At 40.5% G+C, this 26969-nt stretch carries 19 protein-coding genes and 1 pseudogene; 6 read left to right on the forward strand and 14 right to left on the reverse strand.

What is annotated here, in order from left to right; genetic code table 11:
- Positions 1-12: 12 nt before the first annotated feature.
- The 4 genes from moaA to EC846_RS05295 all read right to left on the reverse strand — a co-directional run bounded on the left by moaA (position 13) and on the right by EC846_RS05295 (position 5190).
- Positions 13-1044 carry a GTP 3',8-cyclase MoaA gene (gene moaA / locus EC846_RS05280; protein ID WP_171409977.1) on the reverse strand — a complete coding sequence of 344 codons (1032 nt, stop codon included), beginning with the start codon at positions 1042-1044 and terminating at the stop codon, positions 13-15.
- A gap of 287 nt (positions 1045-1331) precedes the next feature.
- A complete protein-coding gene (locus tag EC846_RS05285; protein ID WP_123774446.1) occupies positions 1332-3611 on the reverse strand; it encodes a molybdopterin-dependent oxidoreductase in 2280 nt (759 codons plus the stop codon).
- A gap of 18 nt (positions 3612-3629) precedes the next feature.
- Positions 3630-4496: a MaoC/PaaZ C-terminal domain-containing protein gene (locus EC846_RS05290; protein ID WP_123774447.1), complete on the reverse strand. Its 867-nt coding sequence runs from the start codon at positions 4494-4496 to the stop codon at positions 3630-3632.
- A gap of 505 nt (positions 4497-5001) precedes the next feature.
- The gene (locus EC846_RS05295; RefSeq protein ID WP_004771964.1) at positions 5002-5190 is read right to left on the reverse strand and encodes a hypothetical protein; all 189 of its coding nucleotides are present in this window, start codon (positions 5188-5190) and stop codon (positions 5002-5004) included.
- A gap of 253 nt (positions 5191-5443) precedes the next feature.
- Between EC846_RS05295 and otsB the strand changes: the two genes are divergently transcribed.
- Together otsB and EC846_RS05305 are read left to right on the forward strand one after the other, a co-directional pair.
- A complete protein-coding gene (gene otsB / locus EC846_RS05300; protein ID WP_123774448.1) occupies positions 5444-6295 on the forward strand; it encodes a trehalose-phosphatase in 852 nt (283 codons plus the stop codon).
- Complete coding sequence (locus tag EC846_RS05305) at positions 6283-7719, forward strand: trehalose-6-phosphate synthase (protein WP_123774449.1); 1437 nt, start codon at positions 6283-6285, stop codon at positions 7717-7719. The genes otsB and EC846_RS05305 overlap by 13 nt, the downstream gene beginning before the upstream one ends.
- Positions 7720-7780: 61 nt before the next feature.
- Here the strand turns inward: EC846_RS05305 and EC846_RS05310 are convergent, their stop codons facing one another.
- From EC846_RS05310 to EC846_RS05325, 4 genes are all read right to left on the reverse strand, one after another.
- Positions 7781-8971 carry an MFS transporter gene (locus EC846_RS05310; protein ID WP_123774450.1) on the reverse strand — a complete coding sequence of 397 codons (1191 nt, stop codon included), beginning with the start codon at positions 8969-8971 and terminating at the stop codon, positions 7781-7783.
- A 444-nt stretch (positions 8972-9415) separates the two neighbouring features.
- On the reverse strand, positions 9416-10870 hold the full coding sequence (locus tag EC846_RS05315; protein ID WP_062847895.1) for a SulP family inorganic anion transporter: 1455 nt from the start codon (positions 10868-10870) through the stop codon (positions 9416-9418).
- 339 nt (positions 10871-11209) lie between these two features.
- On the reverse strand, positions 11210-11659 hold the full coding sequence (locus EC846_RS05320; protein ID WP_004771957.1) for a hypothetical protein: 450 nt from the start codon (positions 11657-11659) through the stop codon (positions 11210-11212).
- Positions 11660-11827: 168 nt separating this feature from the next.
- Positions 11828-12043: a hypothetical protein gene (locus EC846_RS05325; protein WP_123774451.1), complete on the reverse strand. Its 216-nt coding sequence runs from the start codon at positions 12041-12043 to the stop codon at positions 11828-11830.
- 599 nt (positions 12044-12642) lie between these two features.
- On the opposite strand from EC846_RS05325, the gene EC846_RS05330 reads away from it, so the two are divergent.
- Positions 12643-13092, forward strand: coding sequence for a hypothetical protein (locus tag EC846_RS05330; protein WP_004771956.1), 450 nt, complete (start codon positions 12643-12645; stop codon positions 13090-13092).
- A 127-nt stretch (positions 13093-13219) separates the two neighbouring features.
- Here EC846_RS05330 and EC846_RS05335 read toward each other — a convergent pair.
- Positions 13220-14118, reverse strand: a pseudogene (locus EC846_RS05335) (LysR family transcriptional regulator).
- 247 nt (positions 14119-14365) lie between these two features.
- Here EC846_RS05335 and EC846_RS05340 point away from each other — a divergent pair.
- Positions 14366-15523, forward strand: coding sequence for a YbfB/YjiJ family MFS transporter (locus EC846_RS05340; protein ID WP_123774452.1), 1158 nt, complete (start codon positions 14366-14368; stop codon positions 15521-15523).
- Positions 15524-15547: 24 nt separating this feature from the next.
- On the opposite strand, the gene mobA is transcribed toward EC846_RS05340, so the two are convergent.
- From mobA to EC846_RS05365, 5 genes are all read right to left on the reverse strand, one after another.
- Positions 15548-16156: a molybdenum cofactor guanylyltransferase gene (mobA, locus tag EC846_RS05345; protein ID WP_123774453.1), complete on the reverse strand. Its 609-nt coding sequence runs from the start codon at positions 16154-16156 to the stop codon at positions 15548-15550.
- Positions 16153-18933 carry a nitrate reductase gene (locus EC846_RS05350; RefSeq protein ID WP_123774454.1) on the reverse strand — a complete coding sequence of 927 codons (2781 nt, stop codon included), beginning with the start codon at positions 18931-18933 and terminating at the stop codon, positions 16153-16155. The genes mobA and EC846_RS05350 overlap by 4 nt, the downstream gene beginning before the upstream one ends.
- Positions 18934-19203: 270 nt before the next feature.
- Complete coding sequence (gene nirD / locus EC846_RS05355) at positions 19204-20838, reverse strand: nitrite reductase small subunit NirD (RefSeq protein WP_123774455.1); 1635 nt, start codon at positions 20836-20838, stop codon at positions 19204-19206.
- An 11-nt stretch (positions 20839-20849) separates the two neighbouring features.
- Complete coding sequence (gene nirB / locus EC846_RS05360; RefSeq protein WP_123774456.1) at positions 20850-23396, reverse strand: nitrite reductase large subunit NirB; 2547 nt, start codon at positions 23394-23396, stop codon at positions 20850-20852.
- Positions 23397-23424: 28 nt separating this feature from the next.
- The gene (locus EC846_RS05365; protein WP_047427067.1) at positions 23425-24777 is read right to left on the reverse strand and encodes an MFS transporter; all 1353 of its coding nucleotides are present in this window, start codon (positions 24775-24777) and stop codon (positions 23425-23427) included.
- A gap of 534 nt (positions 24778-25311) precedes the next feature.
- On the opposite strand from EC846_RS05365, the gene EC846_RS05370 reads away from it, so the two are divergent.
- Together EC846_RS05370 and EC846_RS05375 are read left to right on the forward strand one after the other, a co-directional pair.
- Positions 25312-25902 carry an ANTAR domain-containing response regulator gene (locus EC846_RS05370; protein WP_004771946.1) on the forward strand — a complete coding sequence of 197 codons (591 nt, stop codon included), beginning with the start codon at positions 25312-25314 and terminating at the stop codon, positions 25900-25902.
- On the forward strand, positions 25903-26925 hold the full coding sequence (locus EC846_RS05375) for an ABC transporter substrate-binding protein (protein WP_123774457.1): 1023 nt from the start codon (positions 25903-25905) through the stop codon (positions 26923-26925).
- Positions 26926-26969 lie beyond the last annotated feature (44 nt).

A 26969-nucleotide genomic window follows, 5' to 3' on the forward strand; every position in this document is an offset into this window, starting at 1 on the left:
ATCACTTGCTCTTTAACCACCCAGCATGTGCATACTGATTTTACGGGCTTGTTGATGTTGTATCGCATGATAGCCTTTGGCTTTATGCCAGATATAAGGCTTCACCTGTTGGTCGAGTTGCAGCAATGCACGCTGTTTTGACTCATTATTTTGCTGAATTAAATCGTGTAAATAGGGTTTAATATTTAAGCCTTGATGAGCAAATAGACAGTTATACAATTCGCCTTGAGCCGTTAAACGGATTCGATCGCAGTCCCCACAAAATGAATGGGTAATCGTCGAAATAATGCCAAGTGGATAATGTCCATCAAGCTGATAAATACGTGCAGGCTCATGCTGCTGTTGTAAGACTTGGACATCATAATGAGGCTGGAGCCGCGCTAAAATTTCTGCTTCACTTACCACAGCACCATCTGTCCAATGCTGATCTCCATCCAACGGCATAAATTCAATAAAGCGCAATGGAATGTTCTGTTGTTTTGCCCACTGTACCATCGGCAAAATCTGGTCATCATTATGACCTTTCATCAACACACAATTGAGTTTAAAGGGTAGCCCTGCCTTTTTTGCAGCCTCTATGCCATTCAGTACGGGTGCAAGTTCTTTTTTGGTCAGTTGCTTAAACTGGGTCGGATTCAGGCTATCCAGACTAATATTGAGATCATCTAAACCCGCCTGTTTCAATGCTTCGGCATATTTTGCCAAATAATGGGCATTGGTCGTGATTGAAATCCGTTTTAAGCCGAGTCCTCTTAACTGTTGTAAATCAGCAATAAAATGAACCACACCCTGACGCATTAATGGTTCACCGCCCGTGATACGAATATTTTCGATTCCTTGTCCAACCATATACTGGCAAAAAGCAAATAAGGCTTCGAAACTGAGCAAATCCTGTTTCTTCATCCATTCAGGATGCTCAGGCATACAATAAATGCATTTGAAATTGCAGCGATCTGTCACGGAAATCCGTAACTTACGCTTAATACGACCATACTGATCCTGAAGAATCGGTAAAGTCGTTTCAAGTTTCTCATGCTTCATCATACGCACTCATTTGTAGATCTTTTTACTGGCTAAGCACAAGTTCTGTGCAAGCTTGTTCATGTATCAAACTAAAGTTTTTTATTACAGCAATAATTATTCCAATCACATCCTCTGTTCAGGCTTGCTGTTGCTTATTCAAACAAATAAGCAACACTTTCAATTTACGCATAAAAATATCTGATGTCTTGCATATTTTTGTTCAGAACCCCTTGCACTATTTTCAGGCAACTTTCCTTGTATTGATAATATTTGGTGCATGATGCTCATAAAATCAATACGCTGATCGTCTAAACCGTCAAATGCTGTAAACGCACAGGTACATATTTATGATATGGCGTTTTGGACAACGGATCACAATGCCCTGTTGAAGTCAGGCGGTTCAATTGTGGCCCAGCTGGCTCAGCGCCAGCATAACTTAATCCATAACCATGCGGTAATGACACTACACCTTTTCGCATCCCTTCATCAAGCTCAACCGTAACCTGAATACGACCATGCTCTGAAATACATTGCAGCATTTGTCCTGTTTCAACACCTAACGCCAAGGCATCATCAGGATTCATTCTTAAACGTCCTTCTGCATCCACTTTACGCCATGCTGGATCTCGATAGATCTGATTCGCATTGTAGCTACGTCGTTCACCTGCCAGTAAAATAAAAGGATAATCTGCTGTGGCTGCAAATTTCTGATGCTTTAATTCAGCCAGCTCGATAAACATTTCTGGAATTGCCAAACGAATTTTTTTGTCCTTATAGGCAATCAGCTCCCAGACATCAGCGTAATCATGGGCAGACAATACGACGCCTGAACGTAGTTTCAAAATGTCCTGAAAAAGCGTTACACCAAGATTAAAACGATTGCCTTCATAGCCCGCCCGCTTCACCGCTTTAAAATGCTGTGCCGCGTATTGCATGCATAAAGGCAATAACAAAGCTGTCGAGGCAGCATCATCGGGTAATGTTTTGCCCAAAGTGCGATATACAATGGATGCCGCATAAGGAATCAGCTTCTTATTTTTTACAAAAGAGGCGCCAAGCGCTGCGAAATAGGCAAGATAAGCCGTTTTTGCACGATCTTTTTCCGCAATTTTGCTCAGGATTGGAAACTGTCGGGGAATAACCTGCATGGCTTCCAGTAATCGCGTATAAATTTCCGCTTCAGGTAAAGTATTACCTTGTGCTTTAAAAAGTGGATGCCGTAAATGAAAGCCATTTTTAGGAAATTCTAAGTTGAATCCCGTAAATTCCCATTTTTCGAATTGGGTATGCGCTGGTAAAACATAATGTGCCAGACGCGCAGTTTCTGTCATTGCAACATCAACCACAACCAAAAGTTCCAGTGACTGAAAGGCTTGCTCATAAGCGCTAGTATCAGGATAAGTCAGTAAAGGATTGCAACTATCCACGAATACGGCACGAACTCGTTTTTCCCCAGCCTTTAAAATTTCATCAGGCAAAATATTCGGGGGAAAGAAACCAGAAATGGGGAACATTTTATGATGAACTGTACGGCGATACTTTGGATTCCGCTCATCGGTATTACTCAGGATTGGAATAAACATGGTATGCAGGTTATTGGTTCCCTGCTGACCAAAATGTCCTGTAAGTAAATACAAAAGTTTTTCCAAATAACCATTCAAGGTCGTGTTTAAAGTGTGTTGAATACCTAAATCAATACGTACACAGCCACGTTTGGCTTTGGCAAAGTCACGCACGATCTGATAAATCAATTCAACTGAAACATCCGCTTTCTGGATATATTCCGCTATCGGAATCGCTTCAAACGCCTGTTTAACTTCGTCAAAACCATGTGTATGTTGCTGAATAAATTGCTGATCATACAATTCCTCTTTGAGCAGGATTGCGATCATGGCAGACATCAGATAAGCGTCTGTTCCAGGTTTCAGTTGTACATGAATATCGGCTTGTTTAGCCGTTTCAGTAACACGCGGGTCAAACACCACCATCGTCCGATTCGGATCTTTCTTAATATGTTTCAAGGTATCACGGGCATTGGGAATGCCATGTGCCTGAAATGGATTGGTTCCAATAAACAGGACATAGTCCGCATGCTCGACATCCTCCGTGGTATGACAGGCTTGACTACCGAACAAACGTCCATTGACCCAGAAATCTCCGGTTTTTTCTTGGGCTAAGGAGTTATAAGAATAAAAGCTTTTCATGGCATATAACAGTTGACGGCCATAGGCAGCTCCCAAATGGTTCCCCTGGCCGCCACCACCGACAGAAGCGAATGCCGTTCCCCCATGCGTATCCCGAATCTGTACAAGCTGATCAGCAATCTCCTGAATTGCCTGATCCCAACTGATCTCCTTGAATGAACCATCGACTTGACGTTTTAATGGCGCGGTCAAACGATCTGCATGCTGCTGGTAATGCTGCAAACGTGCTGCTTTTTGGCAAATATAACCTTGAGAAAAAGGATGCTGAGTATCACCTTTTATCTTTTTAAACTGATTATCTGCAATTTCAACACTCAGCCCACAGTTGCGTGAACATAAAATACAAGCCGTTACATCCTGTCTTGGTGCTGTTCCAGTCGTCATTGTTCTCACCTTATTGTTTTATGAATATTGGCCCATTAAACAGATTTGCCCTTCTGAACCCACAACACGAATATGTTGCTCAGTGCTGATTTCTACTTGGTTATGTTTTGAGGGTAATTTAACAGGTTTTAAAAAACGAACATCAATTTGCTGAATTGGCTCGGGAAGAAACTCAAAGCTGCGTGCAAATACGCCAAAACCATGTAGGACTTTTTGCCTAAAGCTCGATCGTTTTGCTAACGGCCCAACCCAATGAATTGGATTAAAATCACCCGTCAATAATGCAAACTTAAAACCATCATCGGCTGTCGCAGACCATTCGCCTAAACTATGCCAGCTTTCATTATCTGTTGTTTCAGTACGCTTGGTTTTCTCAAAATTGGGCAAAATAAATGCCATATGCAACACCGCTTCGACCAACGTTGGCTGAGTGATCGTACCCGTGATAATTTGCACTGAAACACGTGCCAAGCCATTACGCTCATCCACAGATGCGATCTTGGCCTGAATCAATAGCTTTTCATTTCTGGGAATATCACCATAAATCTTTAGGCTCACACCTTGATTGATGACCTGACTAAGCGGGTAATTTGTTTGTAAAAGCAGACGGGTTGCAAATGAAAGTCCCCATTGCGAAACCATATGTGCGGGGATGGAGTCTGGATATTTACGGGTTGATGCTCCACTCCATTCAATATAGTGCTTCACCAACTCATCGCTTGGTGGTTGAATAATTTCTTTAATTGGTGCCAACGCTTGCCAATCACCTTGCTGAACTTTAGCTTTTGAGAAGCTTCGTAATACAATTTTCCCAAGCCCAGCCAAGGTTGCCTGATGCTCAAATAAAAACTGCAATGGAATCTGCTGATAACGAACTGCCCTCATCTCTTACTCCTTCTTCCTTTTATTTTTCTATTACGATGTTCACTGCACGTATACAAGCATTGGCTTAGTTGCATCGAGCCTAACATGTTTGAAATTTAATCGAGTTCTAAAATAGAACTCAACAAGAGAAAGGTCAAGACCTTCTGTCTGAATCAGGAAATAATGACAGACGCATGCAAACGACCATTTTTATTTATATCTTATAGAAATAATAAATAACGATATAAAAATTTAATTAGTGATTAATAGCTAATGTCTTTTATTTAGGCATGATATTTTCACAAAGAATTAGAATGCATACCTAAAACATCATAATTTAATAAACAAAAAATTAGTCAAAATATTTCTTTTATATCTCAAACAATTACCTAAATATCAAGATTAGAGCAGGCTAAAATACTGATAATAAAAAAAGGACTTTTGCATATTAATACAAAAGCCCTTTCATATGAGACATATTACAACAAACTGATCCAAGAATGATTAATCAATCACATAATACTCATCAATATATTAACTTCTTATGTTTTAACATTAGATCTTTCTTTTCACTAGATAATTGCTCATTCATATCTTTTGATTGATACATCTTGTTTCTTTTAAACATAAATTCGGGCTTATAATTTCCTTCCTGATCATAATTAGCAGGATTAAACTCAGGAAAATCATCATAATAATCAGATACTTTTTGCATATTCATCTCCTATGACTCAATACAGATTATTAAAAACTAATATATTAAAGTATGTACCACAACAGAGCCATGCACTATATAAATAGTAAACGCTAAAAGATTCTATATGAGAAATGTAAGGAAAATTTACGATGTATTACAAGCATTACTAATGTAAATTACGTTCTGCTTGTGTTTACTTATTGACAAATCAACTATTATAAAAATTTTATCGCCCTATAATAAAATAAAATGGCAATAAGAGAGATTAAAATTGAACAACAGAATAGATAAAACAAGTTCAAAATTAGATTATTTACAGATTTTGAGAGATAAGCTTAGCTCAAATTATAATAAGCCATGTCTATTCCTAGATATAGATGGAACTTTAGCTGATTTTCAGCTCGATCCCAATGACTGTTATATTCCAGCTAAGACTTTAAATGTTATAGAAAAAATTATTTCAAATAAAATCCCTGTGGTTGCCGTAACAGGACGGGATATTGATTCTGCACGTAAATTATTTGAATCTCTTGATCTTCCAATTGCTGCATTGCATGGATTAAATATATATCTTGGAAAAGAAAAAGAATTACATACATCCAAGAATTTCCTAGAAATTTCTTATATTTATAATATGTTAACTAAGGCATGTATCCCATATCCAGATTTACTGATTGAAAATAAGAAATCTTCAATTGCACTACATTATAGAAAAGCACCAGCGCTGGAATCTATAGCAAAAAAAATAATATTGGAAAGTCAGCTGGTATTCCCCAACCTAAAACTAATTCAAGGAAAATTCGTTTATGAATTAATCCCTGCTCAAGCGAATAAAGGCTTGGCAATCGAGGAAGTTTTAGCGCATTTCAACCAGCATGATCTTTATATTCCCGTTTTCATTGGTGACGACGTCACGGATGAAGATGGTTTTTATTTTGTCAATCAAGTCGAAGATGGTATCTCAATCAAGGTCGGTCAAGGGCTTACCCATGCCAGATACCACCTTCAAGACACAAAACAAGTGCATGATTTTTTAGAATTATTTTTAGAACACATTCAGAACTATGACAACAAGGTTAAGGGTAACAACAACTTAGGTGGAGAGAAAATATGTCTAAATTAATTATTTTATCCAATCGTGTCAGTATTCCAAATGGACAAAAACCTACCGCAGGCGGACTTGCTGTCGCCATACAAGATGCATTAGATGATATTGGCGGTGTATGGTTGGGATGGAATGGCGAAAAAGTCGATACACAAGAAGAAGTTCATTTTAATATACTTCGTAAAGACAATGTTGAATATATCACCTGCCCTTTAACACATACTCAATATTCAGATTATTATGCTGGATTTGCCAATAATACGCTTTGGCCTGCCATGCATTATCGTTCAGACCTGATTGAATATAAGTCATCAGAATATGAGGGATATCAGCAAGTCAATTATTTATTCGCTCAAAAACTTGCTGAAATTGCACAACCAGACGATACCATTTGGGTGCATGATTATCATTTTTTAAGTGTGGCAAAATATTGTCGTGAACTGGGTATGCAAAATAAGATCGGATTTTTCCTGCATATTCCTTTTGCACCTTTATTTATTTGGCAAAGAATTCCGTGTGCCCAACAATTAATTGAGGATTTATGCCAATACGACGTGGTGGGTCTACAAACGGATAAAGATCAAAAAGTGTGTATGCAAGTATGCACCTCTTTATTGAAAGCACAGAAGATTCAACAGACTTTAGTCAGCTATCATCAGCGTTTGACCATGATTAAATGCTACCCGATTGGGGTAAATCCAGCAGCGATTCAAAAAGCGGCCCAACAGTTTATTGATGTACAAGATTTCCTTACCCGCCCAGTTGAGCTGAATGCTGCGAAAACCATTATTGGCGTAGACCGGATTGATTATTCAAAAGGTTTGCTGGAACGTTTTCTGTCCTATGCAGAGTTCTTGGAGAAATATCCTGAGTATCAGCAGCATATTCAACATTTACAGATTGCCTGCCCATGCCGTTTGGAAGTTCCAGCTTATCAGCGTTTATTTGAGCGTTTCAAGATTAAGATCGAGATGATTAATCAGGAATTTGCACAGGAAGACTGGCAACCAGTGGAATGTATTTATGATGCGATGAAACATCATCATTTGATGCAAATCTATCGTCAAGCGGATGTGTGCTGGATCAGTTCAATACGAGATGGGATGAATCTGGTCGCGAAAGAATATATTGCCGCACAAAACCCATCAAATCCTGGTGTACTGATCCTATCCAAATATGCAGGTGCTGCGGAGCATATGTCAGAAGCACTACTGGTTGATCCGACCGACAAAACGGCAATGGTCGATGCTTTAAAAACAGCACTGGAAATGCCACGACAAGAACGTATTTCACGCTACAAACAACTGATGAAAGGTTTAAAAGATTTTGATATTAATGACTGGCGCAATGCATTTCTTAATGACTTACAGTACAAAACTGCTTTGCAGGATTTCAGATTTATGGGCATGCGTAACGTTAACCCTATTTATCAAAATTTATAGTACTTCAATTTGCAAGGAACTGGCAGTATCCAGATATTGCCAGTTCAGTTCACTCTGATGCTTATTTCACGTAAGTAAAACGATTTAAAGCCACAATCAATAATAATAGAACGGATAACGCCATAAACACTGTACTTAGACCAATCAGCTCACCAATCATTCCAATGAAAGCAGGCCCAACCAAAATACCGGTATAAGCCAAAGTCGAAACACAAGACAAAGCAACTGCGCTTGCCATCACCGTCTGACGTCCAGCACGGGAAAACATGATCGGAACGATATTAGAACAACCTGCGCCAACCAGTGTATATCCCACTAAAACCAGCCACCAATGCGGTGCGATACTGACCAAAACCAAACCTAAAGTTGCACAAATCGCGCTATAGGTTAAAAGCTTTTTCTCACCAAAATAACGGATCAGGTAATGCCCTGTAAAACGACCTGTGGTCATGGCAATCGCGAAGAAGGTATACGCCAATCCTGCAAAAGCGGCATTAACGCCATATTCATGAGTTAAATAAATACCACTCCAATCCATTGCCGCACCTTCTGTCATGAAAATGATGAAGCAGGCAATACCAATTAACACAATCAAAGGCTGTGGCAAACGCTGACGTATCGACTTTTTCACTGTCGATTCTGCTTCTGAATCCGTATTTTCCACAGCTTTTATGCTGAATGGCACTGATAGAAAAGCAATAACCGCCAACAGTAAACTCACAGCAAGTGCACTGACTACAGGCGAAATATTTAAAGCAAGCAATGCAGTAATAGTCAGCACCCCTGCTAATCCACCGAGACTTGCCATACCATGAAAGCCAGACATTAGTGATTTTAAGCTATTCTTCTCAACCACTACGGCCTGAATATTGAGTGCAACGCCCAGACTTCCTGCTGCTGTACCAAATAAGAATAAGGTGATCGCCATCATTAACGGCGTATTCCATAAGCTGAGGCTCGGCAATAAAACGGCAAGCAAGAGTAAAGCGAAGCCGATCGGCGCACGACAGCCAATACGCTGAACAATTTTACCCGTTGCAGGCATAGTCAGCATTGCACCTAAGCCACTGCATAAAAGTAATAAGCCAAAATCGGCATGATTAAAATGCAAACGCTGCTGGGCAAAAGGAATCAACGGCGCCCATGCAGCCGTGGCAAAACCAAGACCGAAAAAACTAAAACGAGTTGAAAGACGTTGAGCACTTAATTGAATTTCAGGATCAATAAGAGCAGTTCTGGAAAAAAGGATCATTTAATACCATCCACACAAATTAACTCAGATCTTCCATCTCAGATAAATCTCCATAGAAAAACCCCTGCTAATCTATAGAGAAGTTCTATAAATCCACAGAGGCTTTTATGGCGAAATTATACACAAAATTACGGTAAAAACACTATTTTTTACAAATATAAAGTTATTATATTTCAATAACTTAATTTCAAATTTACAATAAAATTAAAGTATTTATTTCTAAGGATTTTTTAATTTACATCAACATAATAAAGAATAAATTGATGCATATTCACCACTTAGTGTTTTTTAATCTAAAAATCTGAAAGTTTTCTTGTCTTAAAATATTTGCATATTAAAAAAATGATCAACTTGAGTTTCTTTAGCAAATAAAAAGTTCAATGTGCAACAAAAAAGCCTCTGCCCGTGCAGAGGCTTAATCATTGTTATGTTATATAAACAGATTTAGATTTTGGCATGTGTACCATACTTATCAATCATGATGGAACTGGCTTCATTCAAACCACGTACGGTGACATGTATCCCATTTTTCTGGAATTTGCTGATGACCGAATCCAGCATTGCCACGGAAGTGACATCCCAAATATGAGAATGGGTTAAGTCGATAATCACCGCTTTCACGCCTTCTTTAAAGTCAAAACTCTGTAAGAACTTTTCTGACGAACTAAAAAAGATTTGCCCATGCAGTTCATACAAACGTGTAGCGCCTTCAAATGAAGTTTTCACATGAATATCATTTTCCAGTTTATTGGCAAGGAATAATGCGGATAACAGTACGCCTGTTAATACACCTAAGGCCAGATTATGCGTAGCGACCACAACAGCAACTGTCGCGATCATCACCACATTACTGCTCTTTGGATTAGCGGTGAACTGGGTAATCGATTTCCATTCAAAGGTGCTGATTGAAACCATGATCATCACGGCGACCAAAGCAGCCATCGGAATGACTTTGAGCCAATCACTCAGAAAAACCACCAGAATGAGTAAAAATATACCCGCACAAAAGGTCGATAATCTGGTCAAACCACCTGATTTCACATTAATCATCGATTGACCAATCATGGCACAACCAGCCATCCCGCCCATGAATCCAGAAGCAATATTGGCAATGCCCTGACCTTTACATTCCTGAAACTTGTCACTTGGTGTATCAGTCATTTCATCCACAATGGTTGCCGTCATCATCGATTCCAGCAGACCCACGACAGCCATCGGAATCGAATAAGGCAAAATAATCATGAGTGTTTCGAGGTTTAAAGGAATATCAGGTAATAAAAATATAGGAAGCGTATTGGGTAACTCGCCCATATCACCTACCGTTCTAAGGTCAATTCCCATCGACATGGCGATCAGGGTAATGATGATAATGCAGACCAACGGCGATGGCAGAAGCTTTCCTAGTTTTGGAATTAGAGGAAATAAATAGATAATGGCTAGACCCAGAGCGACAAAAACATATACATGCCACGTCACGTTCATCAGCTCAGGTAACTGCGCCATAAAAATCAGAATCGCTAAAGCATTCACGAAACCAATGACCACTGACTTCGATACAAAACGCATCAACTTGGCCAGCTTCAGATAACCCGCAATAATCTGGAAGATACCGGTCAGAATAGTGGCTGCAAGTAAATATTGAAGTCCATGCTCTTTAACTAACGTGACCATGAGCAAAGCCATAGCCCCTGTTGCTGCAGAAATCATGGCTGGACGACCACCAACGAAGGAAATCACGACCGCAATACAGAAAGAGGCATATAAACCAATTTTAGGATCGACACCAGCAATAATAGAGAAAGCAATCGCTTCTGGAATAAGTGCTAGACCGACCACAAGTCCAGATAAAATATCCCCGCGAATATTGGAGAACCATTGTTCCCGAACATTGGATAACATAGAAATAGCCTATTTGTATAATTTTAAATCAAGGCTAGTGATGTGATATATACATGCACACGACTACACCACATCACTAGTCAAAGTGATGAGTTAATTTTCAAGCAAGAGAAATCAACTAGGGTGGCGTAAGCTGCATAAGATGAATGAAGAGATCAGAATGAATTGTGGCGCTAGACTAACATGGGTTCAAAATGATGTCATCTGATCATCTCCTTATATTTCGCTCTGACTCTTTCTTTGAATAAAAAATACCGCCTTTAATGGCGGTACGCTGCAGTCCAGCGATTGCAGAAGTATGAGGGGTTCGGAGCCTCATACTTCTTTAGCACAACTTGTTTAACTCATTGAATGTTCTTTGAATTCTTCACTTTTAAAATAGGATACCAACTCGTCATAGCAGTTCTCTTGCTGAGGACGAACCAGTTTTTCAAGCTGATAATGAACTGTAAATTCAGGTGGAATATTCTCAAGAATTGGGGGAAGTTTTTTCTTACCTCCAATGGTAATTCTCTCAATAAACCCTGCCAGCCATAAAATGAATTCGTCCCGATGTTGATGATGTGGCACCAAGCTCACATCAATATTCAAGGCATCTTCGCGTAAAGGCTTTTGGAAACCTTCCTGAAAATCAATATACTGGTACAGCAATTTCATTTCTGTGCCCTTGATTTCCTTTCTCACCTCTTTAATTAAAAAATTTAGATACTCAACAGGCTTTTGCGTAAATTTTTTTTCATCTTTAAACTTGTTATATACTTTTTCCGCTATACGCAAATATTGTGGCATTTCTTATATCCTCCATTTATCTATACAGGATAAATTATGGAGATATCCTAGTTATCATTTGTAATGATTGTTTAGTTTTATTTTTACTATGTAACTGTAATGTTTAAAGAAAATTCTGAGTAGCGCAGTCAGGATTCACCATTAGATCAAGTAAAAAGAGTGATATTTTTAACATTTTTGAATCTTAATGATATCGGTTAGATGCTTTCCTGTTTCCCGCTCTGTATGTTGATATACAATTTGTAATATTTGCTTCGTCTCCAAATTTTTTAGGAAAAGAAGAATATTTTGTATCTCCTCAATATCATAGCCATATCCTATAAATAAGAACTCACCGACACCTAGCTCGGTAATATTTTCTTCAAGCTTAAGCATTTTATTCATAGCTTTACCATATTATTTTCGAACTACTATTTTATAATAAGCCAAAACCTTTGATTAGACTTGATTCTATACACTCTAACAACAACCAATATTCAATTATTATTTATCTAGCTTAAAACTTTACAATAAAATATTTTCAAACAATTCTATTTAATAAAAATCTCACTATTAATTTCAATAAAAATACTTCTTAATTAAAATTAATCACAAGAACAAATGTTACTATTTTTTTAAAACAAGAAAATATAACTTACACTTTACTCTACAAAATTTTCTTAATCATTCTAATGCTGATTCAGTATTCATACTCCATAAGAGGAGAGTTAATTCAAGTTAAAATTAAGATGACAATACATAAAAGTGATTCTCTTAAAAGCAAGACCAGAACAATACATGAGCTTAAATAAAAGCTAAAGATGAGATGGATAAGTACACAAGAAATCACTGCTCTGTGCATATCACTAATCGAGTCAATCCTACTGAATCTCAAGGTTACACGTGATAATAGTATTAACAATTTAATAAATAAATTTAGTTAAATCTTACATTTAATCAGGTTTTACTAGAGATAATACTTATCACTTGAAGAATGAGAGCAAATGACGTACCAAAATGAAATACAGACTTTAACCAATCTTGCAACCACTTTTCGGGAAGCTTTGGATCACGTGACGAATGGCTTTATTACAGGAGCATTTAGTAAATTTCCAAAGGAATGTGGTTCTGATGCCTGTGACCTATTGCAGTATTATTTACTCAATGTCCATTATATTAAGTCTGATTATCGGGTCGGAAAAGTTCAGATTTCTTCACGCACACCAGAAATCGCGCACTGTTATCTGGTCGTAAATGGCGTTATTCTTGATCTTACAGCCGATCAATTTCATAAAGAATGGTTTCCTAAAGTCATTGTTTGTGAAAGTGCCCAGTATCCTTTGACACCCTATTTTAAATATGTGCGTAGTAAATCTGGACAAGACCTTATTCCTTTAAATCCTTATTTACAGTCTATTTATGATCAAGTGTTAAAATATTTACAAAGAAAATAAGTTTATCTTTCAAGTGAAATATTCGAGTATAAAATACAGTCTTATTATTTTATACTCGAACAAAAAAGAGTAAAGTCTAGCGATATTCTAAAAATAAAAAGGTGCTGTATTTTCTAATCTCTTTCTACTACCCGCATACTGCTTCTGTATTCGCATTTGAATGTGACATCGTCTGTAAATGCTCAAAAAAATGATGCATATTGGTTGCCCATTTGCTCATATCTTTATCTGCGATCAAATATGTGTTGATGTCTCCAACAAAATCCATGTCATGTATCTGCACCCGATCAGCAAAATGTGATTGCTGTACATAACTCACAGGCAAAATCGCAAGCCCAACGTCTAGGCTGACGCAACTGACGATGCCATCTAGACTGCCCATTTCTATGATATTCGCTGCCGGAAGTTGAAATGATGAAAGAAAGGAATCAATTGCTTTGCGATAACTACAGCCTTGCTTGAAGGCAATAAATTTCTGTTGAACCAGATATTCCTTTGAAAGTTGTTGTGGTGCTTTTTTTGAAGAAATTAAGACCAGTTTCTCTGTCCAAACATGGAAATTAAACATACCTTCGATCGGGGCATGATTGGCAACAAATGCACAATCCAGCTTGGAGGTTTTTACCAAATCGATCAGCTCCCGACTCGGGGCAGTCGATAAGGCAAAAGGAAAATCGGGCGCAGATTCTTGTAAATCACGAAATAAGGCTGGAAGCCTCACCGCCGCTGTTGTTTCCATACTGCCAATTTCTAAAGGACAACGGGCTGCCAATTGGGTATTACAGAAGGTATCCAGCAGCTCTTGTGTAGATCGAGCATTTTTTCTGCATAACCATATAACTGTATACCTGCCCGAGTCGGCTGAATTGGATTCTGCCGATGCAACAGTTCAACTTTAAGTTCGGTTTCTAGTTTTTTGATATGACTGGTGACATTGGACTGCACCGTATGTAATCGCTTTGCGGCTTCGGAAAAACTGCCTAACTTCACCACTGCCATGAACATTTCTAAAGACTTAATCTGCATCTCTATCACTATTAAAGATAGTTAGTATCAATTCAAATCATTTTACATGATTATTGACTCTTGTTTAAATTTTATTAAATTTCTCAAGATGTCATGCTGATTCAAAATGAACGTGTCTAAACTTATATTTCTCATCTGTATTCTAAGTTGTTTTAGCTATGGGCTTTTTTTGGTCGATAGCAAAATCTTTGGCAAAGCACAACCTTTAGATCACATCAACTATAGCGATTAAATTTTGGTGCTGAACATGATCAAGACTAAAGGAATAAACGCTCATAAGCAGCAAACACTGCAATCCGCATTCTGTGCAGCGCTGATTATGGCGATTGGGATGGGATTTGGCCGCTTTGCATTCACGGCGGTCTATCCACATATGATTGAGGAAGGCATTTTAAATTTGCATAGTGCCAGTGTCGCAGCATCCGCTAACTATGCAGGCTATTTGTTTGGGGCTTTATTCGCAATTAAGATCCAGTCAAAACATAGTTATTTCACTTGTGTATTCTCAACGGTAGGTACAGCACTTTGTCTCACCCTTCTTGCTTATATAGATTCAGCTTCGGTCATTATTTTTATTCGTGGTCTTGCAGGTGTATTGAGTGCTTTCGCTATGATTTCAGCCTCGTTATGGCTGTTAGAACAACAGAAACAAGTGAATCAAGCCCCTATTTTATATGCAGGCGTTGGTCTTGGGATTGCCTTGTCCGCTGAACTTTTGGTTTTTGGCACACAACTTGGGTGGCAGAGTAAAAGCTTATGGTTATTGCTTGGGCTGTCCAGTTTTGTCCTTGGCTTCGCTGCTATTGTGGGTTTATCTCGAGCTCAGCCCAGACAGGTGTTAAAGTCGCATCTCTCTCATGGCAATACTCAACTGCCCAAAGCTGTCTCACTGATTCTGATTTATGCCTTGGCAGGTTTTGGCTACATTATCACGGCGACCTATTTACCCTTGCTGGTCAAACAAGCCTTACCGAATATCAATGCGGCACATATCTGGGCGATCTTTGGTTTGGGTGCGATTCCTTCCTGTTTTTTTTGGCATTATCTCCATGACAAACTTGGGACACGAATCGCACTATCTTCTAATCTGGGAGTACAGGCTGTCGGCGTTGTATTACCCATCATGCTGCCAACCGCTTTGGGTTATCTATTGAGCGCATTACTGGTGGGGGGAACCTTTATGGGAACTGTGACCATTGCCATGCCTGTCGCACAGCGAATCGCACGTCAAAGCAAAAATAATTTAATTGCTATCATGACCGTCGTTTATGGCCTCGGTCAGATTATAGGGCCAATCACAGCAAATGCCCTATTTACAATCTATCATACGCTCAACAGTTCACTGATAACCGCAGCGACTGCATTATTGATTGCAACACTGATTAGCCTTAAATCAGTTAAATAAATCTATTAACCTGAAATAGATGGCTTAAAAAACCTTCATCTGCTTGTATTGTTGCAACTCATCTAAGGAGTTAATGCTATGACAAAACAGGCTTTGTTTTTGAAATGTGACCGTCTGTGCATTCAATTGTTTAAAACAATCTCGCAAGCTGAGTTTGTTCTCAGCGATTGCTTGTTCCAGTACCGACAAACTTTCTCGCTTTAGCAAACAAAATGGATATAAAGCATCTCCATTCATTGTGACGTACGCCACCTGTGCTTGGGGAGTATTGTGTAAAGCTCGATGAAGTTTGACTAAAACCTGATTGGGAATATAAGTCACATCACATGGAATAAATAAAACATAGTCAGCATTAACATGCGACCATGCGCTTTTCATACCCATTAATGGGCCTAGAAAACCCTGCTGATCATCGGCATAGCATTGAATATCTGGTTCAATCTGTTGGTAAATCGAACGATCACGATGGCTATTCACCCAAATCTGTTGTACTTGGGTCTTAAAATGCTCACAAATTTTTAACAGTTGAATCTGATCATCGAACTGTTGCAGTAGCTTGTTCACGCCATTCATACGACGCGCTTGCCCTCCCGCCAAGATCACCAGATCCGTAGCAGGATATTCGGTATTCATGCTTCTGCCTCCAGTTGACAGGTTTTGATCAAGCCACGAATTTCAGGTAAGCAGGAACCACAATTTCCGCCTGCTTTTAAACATGCAGTGACTTGTTTTTCATGCGTGATATTTTGCGTTTTAATGGCTTCAATAATCTTATTTTTACCCACTTTAAAGCAACTACAGACCAATGGTCCATCATTATTTGCAGCAGACATTGGCATACCAGCCAGCAGTGCCTTACGATGCAGAGCACTTAATCGTTCACGTTTAAATAGGCTCGCCACCCAATCCCGATCAGGCAATAGATCGGCAGGTGCGATATATAAACTGGCAACCAGAATACCTTCTTTTAAAATCACACTATGACTGAGTTGCGATGAAATATCTTCAAGGCTTAACCATTCATAAGTTTCATCGACAAAAGGCAGGAAGCTTTTTAAATTCTTTTGGGTTTGATCAATACTCTGACGATCGGCAATTTCATAACGAATGGCTTTTGCAGTTTTGATCTTGGTCCACCATGCACAATTTTGCAATGAAGCTTTGATATGATGTTCAAAGCCTTCACGTACATAGAGCACGCCTTGCCAAGTGGTATGAAATGGCTGAATCGCGACAGGGGTATGTTTAAATTCAGGTTCACCTGAAATCGCATCCACCACAGGATTGACCACTTTACCAATCCGCGCATCAGAAGCGACTTGCTCAGTCCAGTGAATCGGTGCAAAGATTTGACCACGGCGAACCCCTTGCGCCAAGGTCACCCGCAGCACGCAACGGCCCCATTCCGAGCGAACTTCGACCAAAGCTTTATCACGAATACCAAATTTTAACGCATCATTCGGGTGAATCTCACAAAATGGTTCAGCGCGGTGTGTGGTGAGGTTTGCCGATAAACCCGTGCGAGTCATGGTATGCCACTGATCACGAATACGCCCCGTATTCAACACCAAAGGATAATCTTCAGAGACCGCATGCACCGGATCTATGGCAACGGTTGGAATCAATTTGGCTTTTTGGTTTTTATGGCTAAAACGACCTCGATCAAATAGCTGCTCCACCGCAACACTTTGACCTTTCTCCCATACAGGCCATTGGATTGGGCGTAGATGATCATATTCATCCAGACTTAAATTCATGAGGCCCTTTAAATTGAAATAACGAAAATTTTCAACTTGGTCACGTTGGTCAACACTGGCATTTTGATAAGCCGATAAAGCTGCATGTTCATTAAAAATGTCACAGGCATGATTAAAATCAAAACCAGTAAAACCGAGTTTTTTCGCGACCTGAGCCACCGCCCACCAATCAGCTTTGGCTTGTTTTGGCGGCGTTAAAAATGCACGTTGACGTGAGATACGGCGTTCAGAATTGGTGACTGTGCCATCTTTTTCCCCCCAACCCAGCGCAGGTAACAATACATCTGCATAAGCCGTGGTATCGGTATCTGCACAAATATCAGAGACCACGACAAACTCACATTTTTCCAATGCACGTTTGACTTGATCAGCATCAGGCAAACTCACTACAGGATTGGTTGCCATAATCCAGATCGCTTTGATTTTGCCGCTTTCCACGGCTTGGAATAAATCAACTGCTTTTAAGCCTGCTTGCTTGGCAATCACAGGACTGTTCCAGAAATCTTGTACCAGTTTTTGATGTGACGGGTTATCCAAATCCAGATGCGCAGCCAACATATTGGCGAGTCCACCCACCTCACGACCGCCCATGGCATTGGGTTGACCCGTCATAGAAAATGGCGCTGCACCTAATTTGCCAATTTTCCCAGTCAGTAAATGACAGTTGATAATGCTATTGGCTTTGTTCACCCCTTGAGAGGATTGATTCACGCCCATTGAAAATAGCGTAATCACTTTCTCCGTCTTGGCAAATTTATCAAAAAACAGTTGTAATTTTTCTGCGGAGATTCCTGTCCGTTTCACTAATCCATCAAAATCTTGTTCGCTGGCACTCGCTACTAAAAGTGCCGCTAAACCTTCGGTATGGGTCTCTACAAAATGCTGATCGATGTAATCATTGTGATATAAATACTGAAACAAGCCGTTAAATAAAGCCACATCCTGACCAGGTAAGATTGGCAAATGTAAATCCGCTTGCTCACAGGTACTGGTAAAACGAGGATCAACCACCACCACAAATAAATCTGGATTCTTACTCTTGGCCTGCATGATGCGTTGATACAAAACAGGATGACACCATGCAGTATTGGAGCCGACTAAAACCACCATGTCAGTATGTTCAAAATCTTCATAACTGGCTGGAACAATATCTTCGCCAAAAGCACGTTTATGTGCCGCAACCGCAGATGACATACATAGGCGTGAATTGGTATCAATATTGGCTGTGCCTAAATAGCCTTTTACAAACTTATTTACCACATAATAATCTTCTGCCAGCAACTGACCTGAGACATAAAATGCAACACTGTCTGCGCCATATTGATCAATACAGGCTTGAAACTGATCTGAAATTTTCTCAATAGCTTGATCCCATGTGGTGACTTGACGATGGTTTTTACGACCAAACATCGGATGCAAGACACGGGTTTCCAAGCCCAATGTATCTGCAAGATTGCTGCCCTTGATACAGAGTCGTCCAAAGTTTGAAGGATGATCCAAATCACCAGCGACTTGTACCGTTGTACCATGCGTTTTATGTTGGACACTGACATCCACACCACAGCCCACGCCACAATAGGGACATGTTGTTTTTGTAATAATTGTTTCTGCTTGATCGGAGCGACTGTGTTCTAAATTTTGAATACTGTTCATGACTGCCCCTTTTACCTAGTTAATCTTTTTAAAGATGCATACTCTCGGGAGTCTTACCGAGTTTTCATCTTATTTTCAGGCTAAGCCTTCGGCTCGACCTACTTTTCTTTCGGGAAAAGTAGGCAAAACCATTGTCATCTGCAAAACCTGTTCTCTTCTGTCACCGACTTAGGTTCATCGCAGAAACATTCCTTACAAAAACCATGCAGGTTGCAGATGACTTTTCCGAGTATCAAACTACTTACATAAGAATTTAATTTCTTAGAAATATTACCCTGCCTTTTTCATTGCAAAATCCTTACCAAATAACAGCTTGTTTCTAAATGTAGAAACGGGTGTTTGATCTGCAATCAACTCGGCATACCACATGCCATCTTCCGTATCACCAAACAGAACCGCACCAATCACTTTGTCTTTCTGGATAATGATACGCTTATAAATTTGACGTTTATCATCATTGAGGATGATGTCTTCATAATCTTCCTTCGGTTCGCTATTTTCTAAATCAATTCGCCCAGCCGAGAATACGTCGACACCACTCACCTTTAACTGCGTTGGTACGGTTGGTGATTTAAAGGTTAAGCTGCCATGTTCAGCCAAATGCGTTGCACAAATAAAGGCTTGTCCCCAGAGTGGTTCAACCAGACCAAAAGTTTGATTACGATGCTCAATGCATTCACCTACCGCGTAAATACTTGGATCAAAAGTTTGCATGGTGTCATTCACCAAGATGCCACGATTACAACGTAGTCCTGCGCTTTGAGCCAAAGCAATATTCGGACGAATCCCGACCGCAAAAATCACTAAATCTGCATCTAACACAGTTCCATCTTTGAGGCGGACTTGACTGACATGCCCCTCTTCACCAATCAATGCTTCAGTATTGGCCTCAGTAATAATATTGATACCCTTTTGCTCAATACTATGGCGCAACATACGGCTAGCACGACCATCCAACTGACGTTCCATAATTCGATCCATCAGGTGTAGAACGGTCACATTCATGCCACGTTGTTTCAGTCCATACGCCGCTTCCAGACCCAGCAAACCACCACCAATCACTACAGCATTCTTCTTGGTTTCGCAATATTTGATCATGGTGTTGACATCGTAAATATCACGGAAGCTGATCACGCCTTTTAAATCCACACCTTGCACAGGTGGAATAAATGGCGATGAACCAGTCGCAATAATCAAACGATCATAATCAACGCTTTCGCCTTTCTCGGTATGTACCACTTTGCGAGTACGATCAATTTTTACCGCAGGATCATCAGCGATAAATTGAATCCCTTTGTCGCGATACCATGCATGTGGATGCAGCATGATGTCATCAATGGTTTTTTCACCTGAAAGCACTGGTGACAGCATAATCCGGTTGTAATTGCCCCAAGGTTCCTCACCAATCACCGTCACCTCATAGCGATCTGGTGCCATGTCTAGTAAGTCCTCTAAGCAACGCATCCCCGCCAGTCCATTGCCAATCAGCACCAGTTTCAGCTTTTCTTGCGCAGCGCCATTATTGGTAATATAGGTTTTTTGCGGAACAGACCCAACCCAAACACGACTATTTTCAATTTTGGTTGGATAAACCAATAACTTTTGGTCTTTATCTTCCAGACAACGACCCGTCGCTAAGCTGAAATGTTGCTTATAAATCGGCGATGCAATGACACGTTCACCTTGTAAATCGCCAATAATGCCACGACACATCACGTTGGCTTGGCTGAACGGATCCTTATTGCTTAAAGCATAAATGCGTTTTTCATGCCCAACACGAAACAGTGCCACTGATTGACCTTCAATCAATGCGCCGACACCTGTATTTGGTGTGATGTCATCCAGCGCACATACCTCAACCCATTGATTTTCTGGCAGCATATTCATGTTCTTTAAACTGGTCATTTGAATTCTCCTTATGCTTCAACCATTGGGATACGATCGACTGAACGTTCAGCGTCATTTAATGGGCGAATCTGATCACGCACTTGAGTAAATTGAATATGTGGATCAGCTTGCTCTTCTGCACTGGCGTTGATATAGGTTTGGAAGCGTTTACGGATTTCAGGGTCTTCAACCGCGGTACGCCATTCATCTTGATAAGTGCCAATCACATGGCTCATACGGCTTTCGAGTTCTTCGGCAAGCCCTAGCGAATCATCAACAATCACTGATTTAAGATAATCCAAACCACCTTCCATATTGTCACGCCATACACTGGTGCGTTGTAAACGATCTGCGGTTTGGATATAGAACATAAAGAAACGGTCGATATAACGAATCAAGGTTTCAGTATCAAGATCTGATGCCAGTAGCTCTGCATGACGCGGTTTCATGCCACCATTGCCACAGACATACAGGTTCCAACCTTTCTCGGTGGCAATTACCCCAACATCTTTACCTTGTGCCTCTGCACATTCACGGGTACAACCTGACACCGCCATTTTCAGTTTATGCGGTGAACGTAAGCCTTTATAACGATTCTCAAGTTCAATCGCCAAGCCCACAGAATCATCGACGCCATAACGGCACCACGTACTACCGACACATGATTTCACGGTACGTAATGATTTACCGTAAGCATGACCTGATTCAAAACCTGCTGCGTTGAGCTCTTCCCAAATAAACGGGAGTTGATGGATTTGCGCACCAAATAAGTCGACCCGTTGTCCACCTGTGATTTTGGTATAGAGGTTATATTTCTTGGCAATTTGACCTACAGCGATTAGACCATCTGGCGTAACTTCACCGCCTGCCATACGTGGCACAACCGAGTAAGAACCATCTTTTTGAATATTGCCCAAGTAGTAATCGTTACTGTCCTGTAGACCCGCATGGCTTGGCTCAAGTACAAAATCATTCCAGCACGATGCCAAAATATTGGCCGCCATCGGCTTACAAATATCACAGCCTAGTCCATGACCATGTTGCTGAATCAAATCATCAAAGGTCTTGATTTCATTGACACGAACCAAGTGATAAATTTCTTGGCGTGAGTATGGGAAGTGTTCACAGACATGGTTATTGACCGTTACACCTTGACGCTGTAACTCCGATTTCAACACTTGCGTCACTAAAGGTGCACAACCACCACAGGCCGTCGCTGCTTTGGTACATTTTTTCAACGCACCTAAAGAAGTTGAACCGTCACAAATCGCTTGGCAAATATCGGCTTTAGAAACGTTATTACATGAACAAATGGTTGCACTATCAGGCAATAAATCGACACCACTGCCACCTGCTTTAGCACCTGAATCGGCAAATCCTGGCATGATCAAACTTTCAGGCGTTTCGGGAAGCGTCAAACCATTCAACATCATTTGCAGAAGATCATTGTATTCTTTGGCATCACCCACCAATACAGCACCAAGCAATTTGGTCTTGTCTGCGTCAACCACAATTTTTTTATAAACCAATGCATCCTCATCAGCATAGAAATAGCTGAGTGAGTTTGGCGTCATTCCATGCGCGTCACCGACGGAGGCAACATCAACACCCATCAATTTCAATTTGGTGCTCATATCTGCACCTGCAAAACAATGCGTATCTTCGGCTAAGATATGTTTTGCCGCGATTCGTGCCATGTCATAGCCAGGTGCAACTAAGCCATAGATTTTGTTATCCCACAGTGCACATTCACCAATCGCATAAATATTGTCATCTGAGGTTTGGCAATAATCATTAATTTTAATCCCCCCACGCTCACCCAATGCTAAGCCACTGACACGCGCTAATTCATCACGCGGACGAATCCCTGCCGAGAATAAAATGATATCGGTTTCCAGTTCACTGCCATCCGCAAATTTCATCACATGTGTGGCACTTTCGCCCGCTTCAATACATTGCGTGGCTTTTTGGGTGTGAACTTTAACGCCAAGATTTTCAATTTTACGGCGTAGAACTTTGCCACCAAGATCATCAATCTGTACCGCCATCAAACGCGGCGCAAATTCCACCACATGGGTTTCCAAATTTAAATCACGTAGTGCTTTGGCTGCTTCCAACCCCAATAAGCCACCACCAATCACCACACCTGTCTTCGCATTCAAACTTGCTGCACGAATCGCATCCAAGTCTTCGATGGTACGATAGACAAAACAGTTTTCACGGTCATTGCCTGAGATTGGAGGAACAAAGGCATAAGAACCTGTTGCCAATACCAATTTGTCATAATGAATCACATCACCGAAATTGGTGGTCACCGTTTGCTCGGTAGGATTGATCTCAACCGCTTTGGTGTTTAATCGGAGGTCAATACCATGTGCGTCGGCAAAGTCAAAACGTGCCAGCGATAAGTCTTTTGCTGTCTTGCCAGAGAAATATTCAGTCAAATGTACGCGGTCATAAGCAATACGAGGTTCTTCCGCAAGAATGGTAATTTCTAATTCATCATCCGCTTTCTCCAAGATGGCTTCGATGAATTTATGTCCCACCATACCGTGACCAATCATCACTAATTTCATTGTGTTTCTCCTAAAATCTGACGAATGATTAAGCTATGCTGCTTTGTTCTGAGCCACGTTCTAAAACGGCCTGTTCAAACAGACGTTGTTCTTTTTCTTTATGTTCGACTGAGAAGCGGATCAACATGACTGAACCTGCTGCAAAGACGACTAGGCCACCTAAAACCATTAAACAGGTTTGAATATCGACCATACCTTTTAATAGGAAGCCTGCTGCAACTGCACCCACATTACCGCCTGCCCCAATAATGCCTGCCACACCGCCTAAAGCATCACGATCAATGAATGGCACTAAAGCGTAAGTTGCACCACAAGCCATATGGGTAAATAGTGCAAATACCGTCATACTCATCATGGCAAGTGCAACACTATTCATTTGTGAAAACAGCATCAGGAATAAACCTTCACCCAAGATCAGGATAAACAGCACTTTGGTACGACCATCCAGTCCTTTTTTCATTGCGACTTTGTCTGAAACCAGTCCACCTAAGGCACGAGCAAATAGAGCCAATAAACCAAAGATTCCCGCAGCTAGACCTGCTTCTTTTAATCCGAAATTGAAGTGCTCGACGTAATACATCGCGATGATGTTGTGCATGAAAATTTCGATACCAAAACACGCAGCATAAGAGGCAAACAATATCCAGACACGATAGTTGCGTGCTGCGTGCATCAAGATTGCAACACCACCTTTTTTGTCACTTCCAACCACGACACCTTGCTCGCGCAATGCTTTAAAGTCGCCTTGAGGACAATCTTGGGTAAGCTTCCAGTAAAGAATACCGACGATCACCATCATCACACCCGGGACGATCAGCGCAATTCTCCAACCCATCGCTTGTTCAACACCAAACATCACCAATGCAGCCAATAGCAATGGCATCAAAGCTTGTGTAGCACCACCACCCGCATTACCCCAACCCGCTGAAGTGGCATTTGCGGTTCCCACCACATTTGGCGCAAACATAATGCTGGTATGGTATTGCGTGATCACGAAGCTGGCACCGATGGCACCAATCAGCAAACGGAAGAATAGGAAGGATTCGTAACTGTTGGCAGCGGCTACACCAAATACAGGAATACTGCCGATGAGTAACAAAGCGGTATAGGTTTTACGTGGGCCATACTTATCACACAGTGGCCCGACAATGAGGCGGACTACAATCGTGATTGCAACAGCAGCAATATTGATATTTGCGATTTGGTCTTTGGTTAAATGGAATTCACCTGCGATCACTGGCATTAAAGGCGCACAGGCAAACCAAGCAAAGAAGCAAACAAAGAAAGCCAGCCAGCTCATGTGGAATGCCCGCATTGCTGGTGCAGAAAAGTTAAATAACTTGATTGAAGTTGCTTTTTTAGCAGATAAATCTAAAGACATAGCCATCTCCCATACTGAACGTAATTTGCTTTGTTGACACATCAGGTTGTGTAAACAAATCGATCAGATCGGACATCGTTGGCCGTCTTATAACTTTACAAGTCATCTTTGACTCATGAGATATTTAGCAATTGCTATGCCAACTTTTTAAAACACATCTTTAAAAACATCATAAGTAATTGTTTTATATTAATTATAATTAAATACATACTCCTAAAAATGCATTCTATTTTATTGCTATATTCATAAAAATAAGAAATGAACTGTTTTACAGCAGCATTGAAACCGCCTCAAAAAAACTCTTTTTCCGCACCAAAAATGCGCATGTTTATTTTGTGTTGGCTGGTCACATCTTTTTCATTTTTCTTTCTATCAATCGCAGTACACTAATCTCTATGAAGCATCTGGCCATGAATGCAGTTCGAGATTTACCTCTCATTGACTGGCATTAAATTTGCTTCAAAACAATCATCTCTATCCTATACCGCACATGACCTTAGATGTGCCTTGACTTAGCGTTTGACCTTTATACTTATGCCGAAACTCAAGATCGCTCTTATTGATGACGACCAGGCTCGGGCTGAATACCTAAAAGCATGCTTGATTGAACATGACTTTGATGTGGTGGCTTGTTTTACGCTGGATCACTTCAATCTATTTAAACTCGAACACCTCCAAGCAGATGTGATTCTGCTGGATATGGATCATCCACATCGTGATGTAATCGAGAGTTGTGTCAGCAACTTTGATCTACCGACGGTCCTATTCACCAAAAATGCAGATAAGGACACCATTAAACAAACTATTGACGCGGGCATTACCGCTTATATCGTCGATGGTATTGACCCAAGCCGCTTACATACCATTCTCGATATTTCCATTGAGCAATATAAGAAACATAAAAAGCTGGAAGGTGATCTCAAAGATGCCAAGACCAAACTGGCAGATCGTAAAGATATTGAAAAAGCCAAAGTGTTGCTGATGCAATTACATGGGTTGACCGAAGATACCGCCTTTCAACTGCTCAGAAAAAATGCAATGAGCCATCGTATGACCATTGGAGAAATGGCGCGGCGCCTACTCGATGCCCAACAACTGTTAAATAATCAATTAAAGGATGAGTAAATGGTTCATTCTATCGTATTAGAAAAAACGGACTTACAACTGGGCTATATTCCTTTACTCGACTGTGTTGCACTGCTTTGGGCCAAACAGCGTGGTTTTTTTGCCGAAAATGGATTAAATGTTCAACTGATCAAAGAGGCGTCTTGGGCAAGTTTACGAGACCGTTTGGCTTTTGGCCTGCTAGATGCTGCCCATTGCTTATCCGCGATGCTTCCAGCTGCAGCTATAGGCGCTGATCAGATTGGTATTCCGCTGCAAACCCCCTTAGTGCTAAGTGAAAATCGTGCCTTTATTAGCATCAGTCAAAAATTATGCTATCAACTGAATATTGATTCGCAAGATTCGGCTGAGTCTTCTGCCCATAAAGTCGTTGAATATATCCAGAATAACCATCCTTTGTCTCTTGCTCATGTATTTCAGTATTCAATTCATCATTATTGCTTAAGAGAATGGCTGGCCTTGGCCAGTCCTAAATTGGCACAATCCATTCAGTTAAAAACATTACCTCCACCCTATATGGTTGAAGCCATCAGCAATCACCTGATTGATGGATTTTGTGTAGGCGAACCGTGGAATACACAAGCTGAAATTCAGGGCCTGAGCCATATCGTCTGCTCCAGCCAACAGATCATTCCCAATGTTGCAGATAAAGTGCTTGCCGTAACACAAGACTGGGCTAAACAACACCCCCATACACTCATTGCACTGAGTCGTGCGATTCTGAAAGCACAACAGGAATTACGAGAATTGCAAGACTTTACGCAGGTGTGGCAAATGCTGATGGACTTTGATGTGATTCAATTTCCATGTTCAGCAGAGATTCACGTCGAGAAATATTTTAGTATTCAGAAGATTATTCGGAACTTCGTACAAAATAGTGCTGAACCGAAAGCAGAAGATTTTGAATGGCTATTTCAGCAAATGTATAAATGGAATGATGGGGCGTCAGAAAAAACCACCTATCTTGAGCAAGCACAGCACTGTATCTTGGGCTCGATTTATCAAGCTGCCAAAGAAAGTTAAATCTTGGACAAAAAAAAGCTGTCTTGAAGTACCAAGACAGCATT

Source organism: Acinetobacter sp. BIGb0102, from assembly GCF_003815055.1.
Classification (GTDB): Bacteria; Pseudomonadota; Gammaproteobacteria; order Pseudomonadales; family Moraxellaceae; genus Acinetobacter; species Acinetobacter vivianii.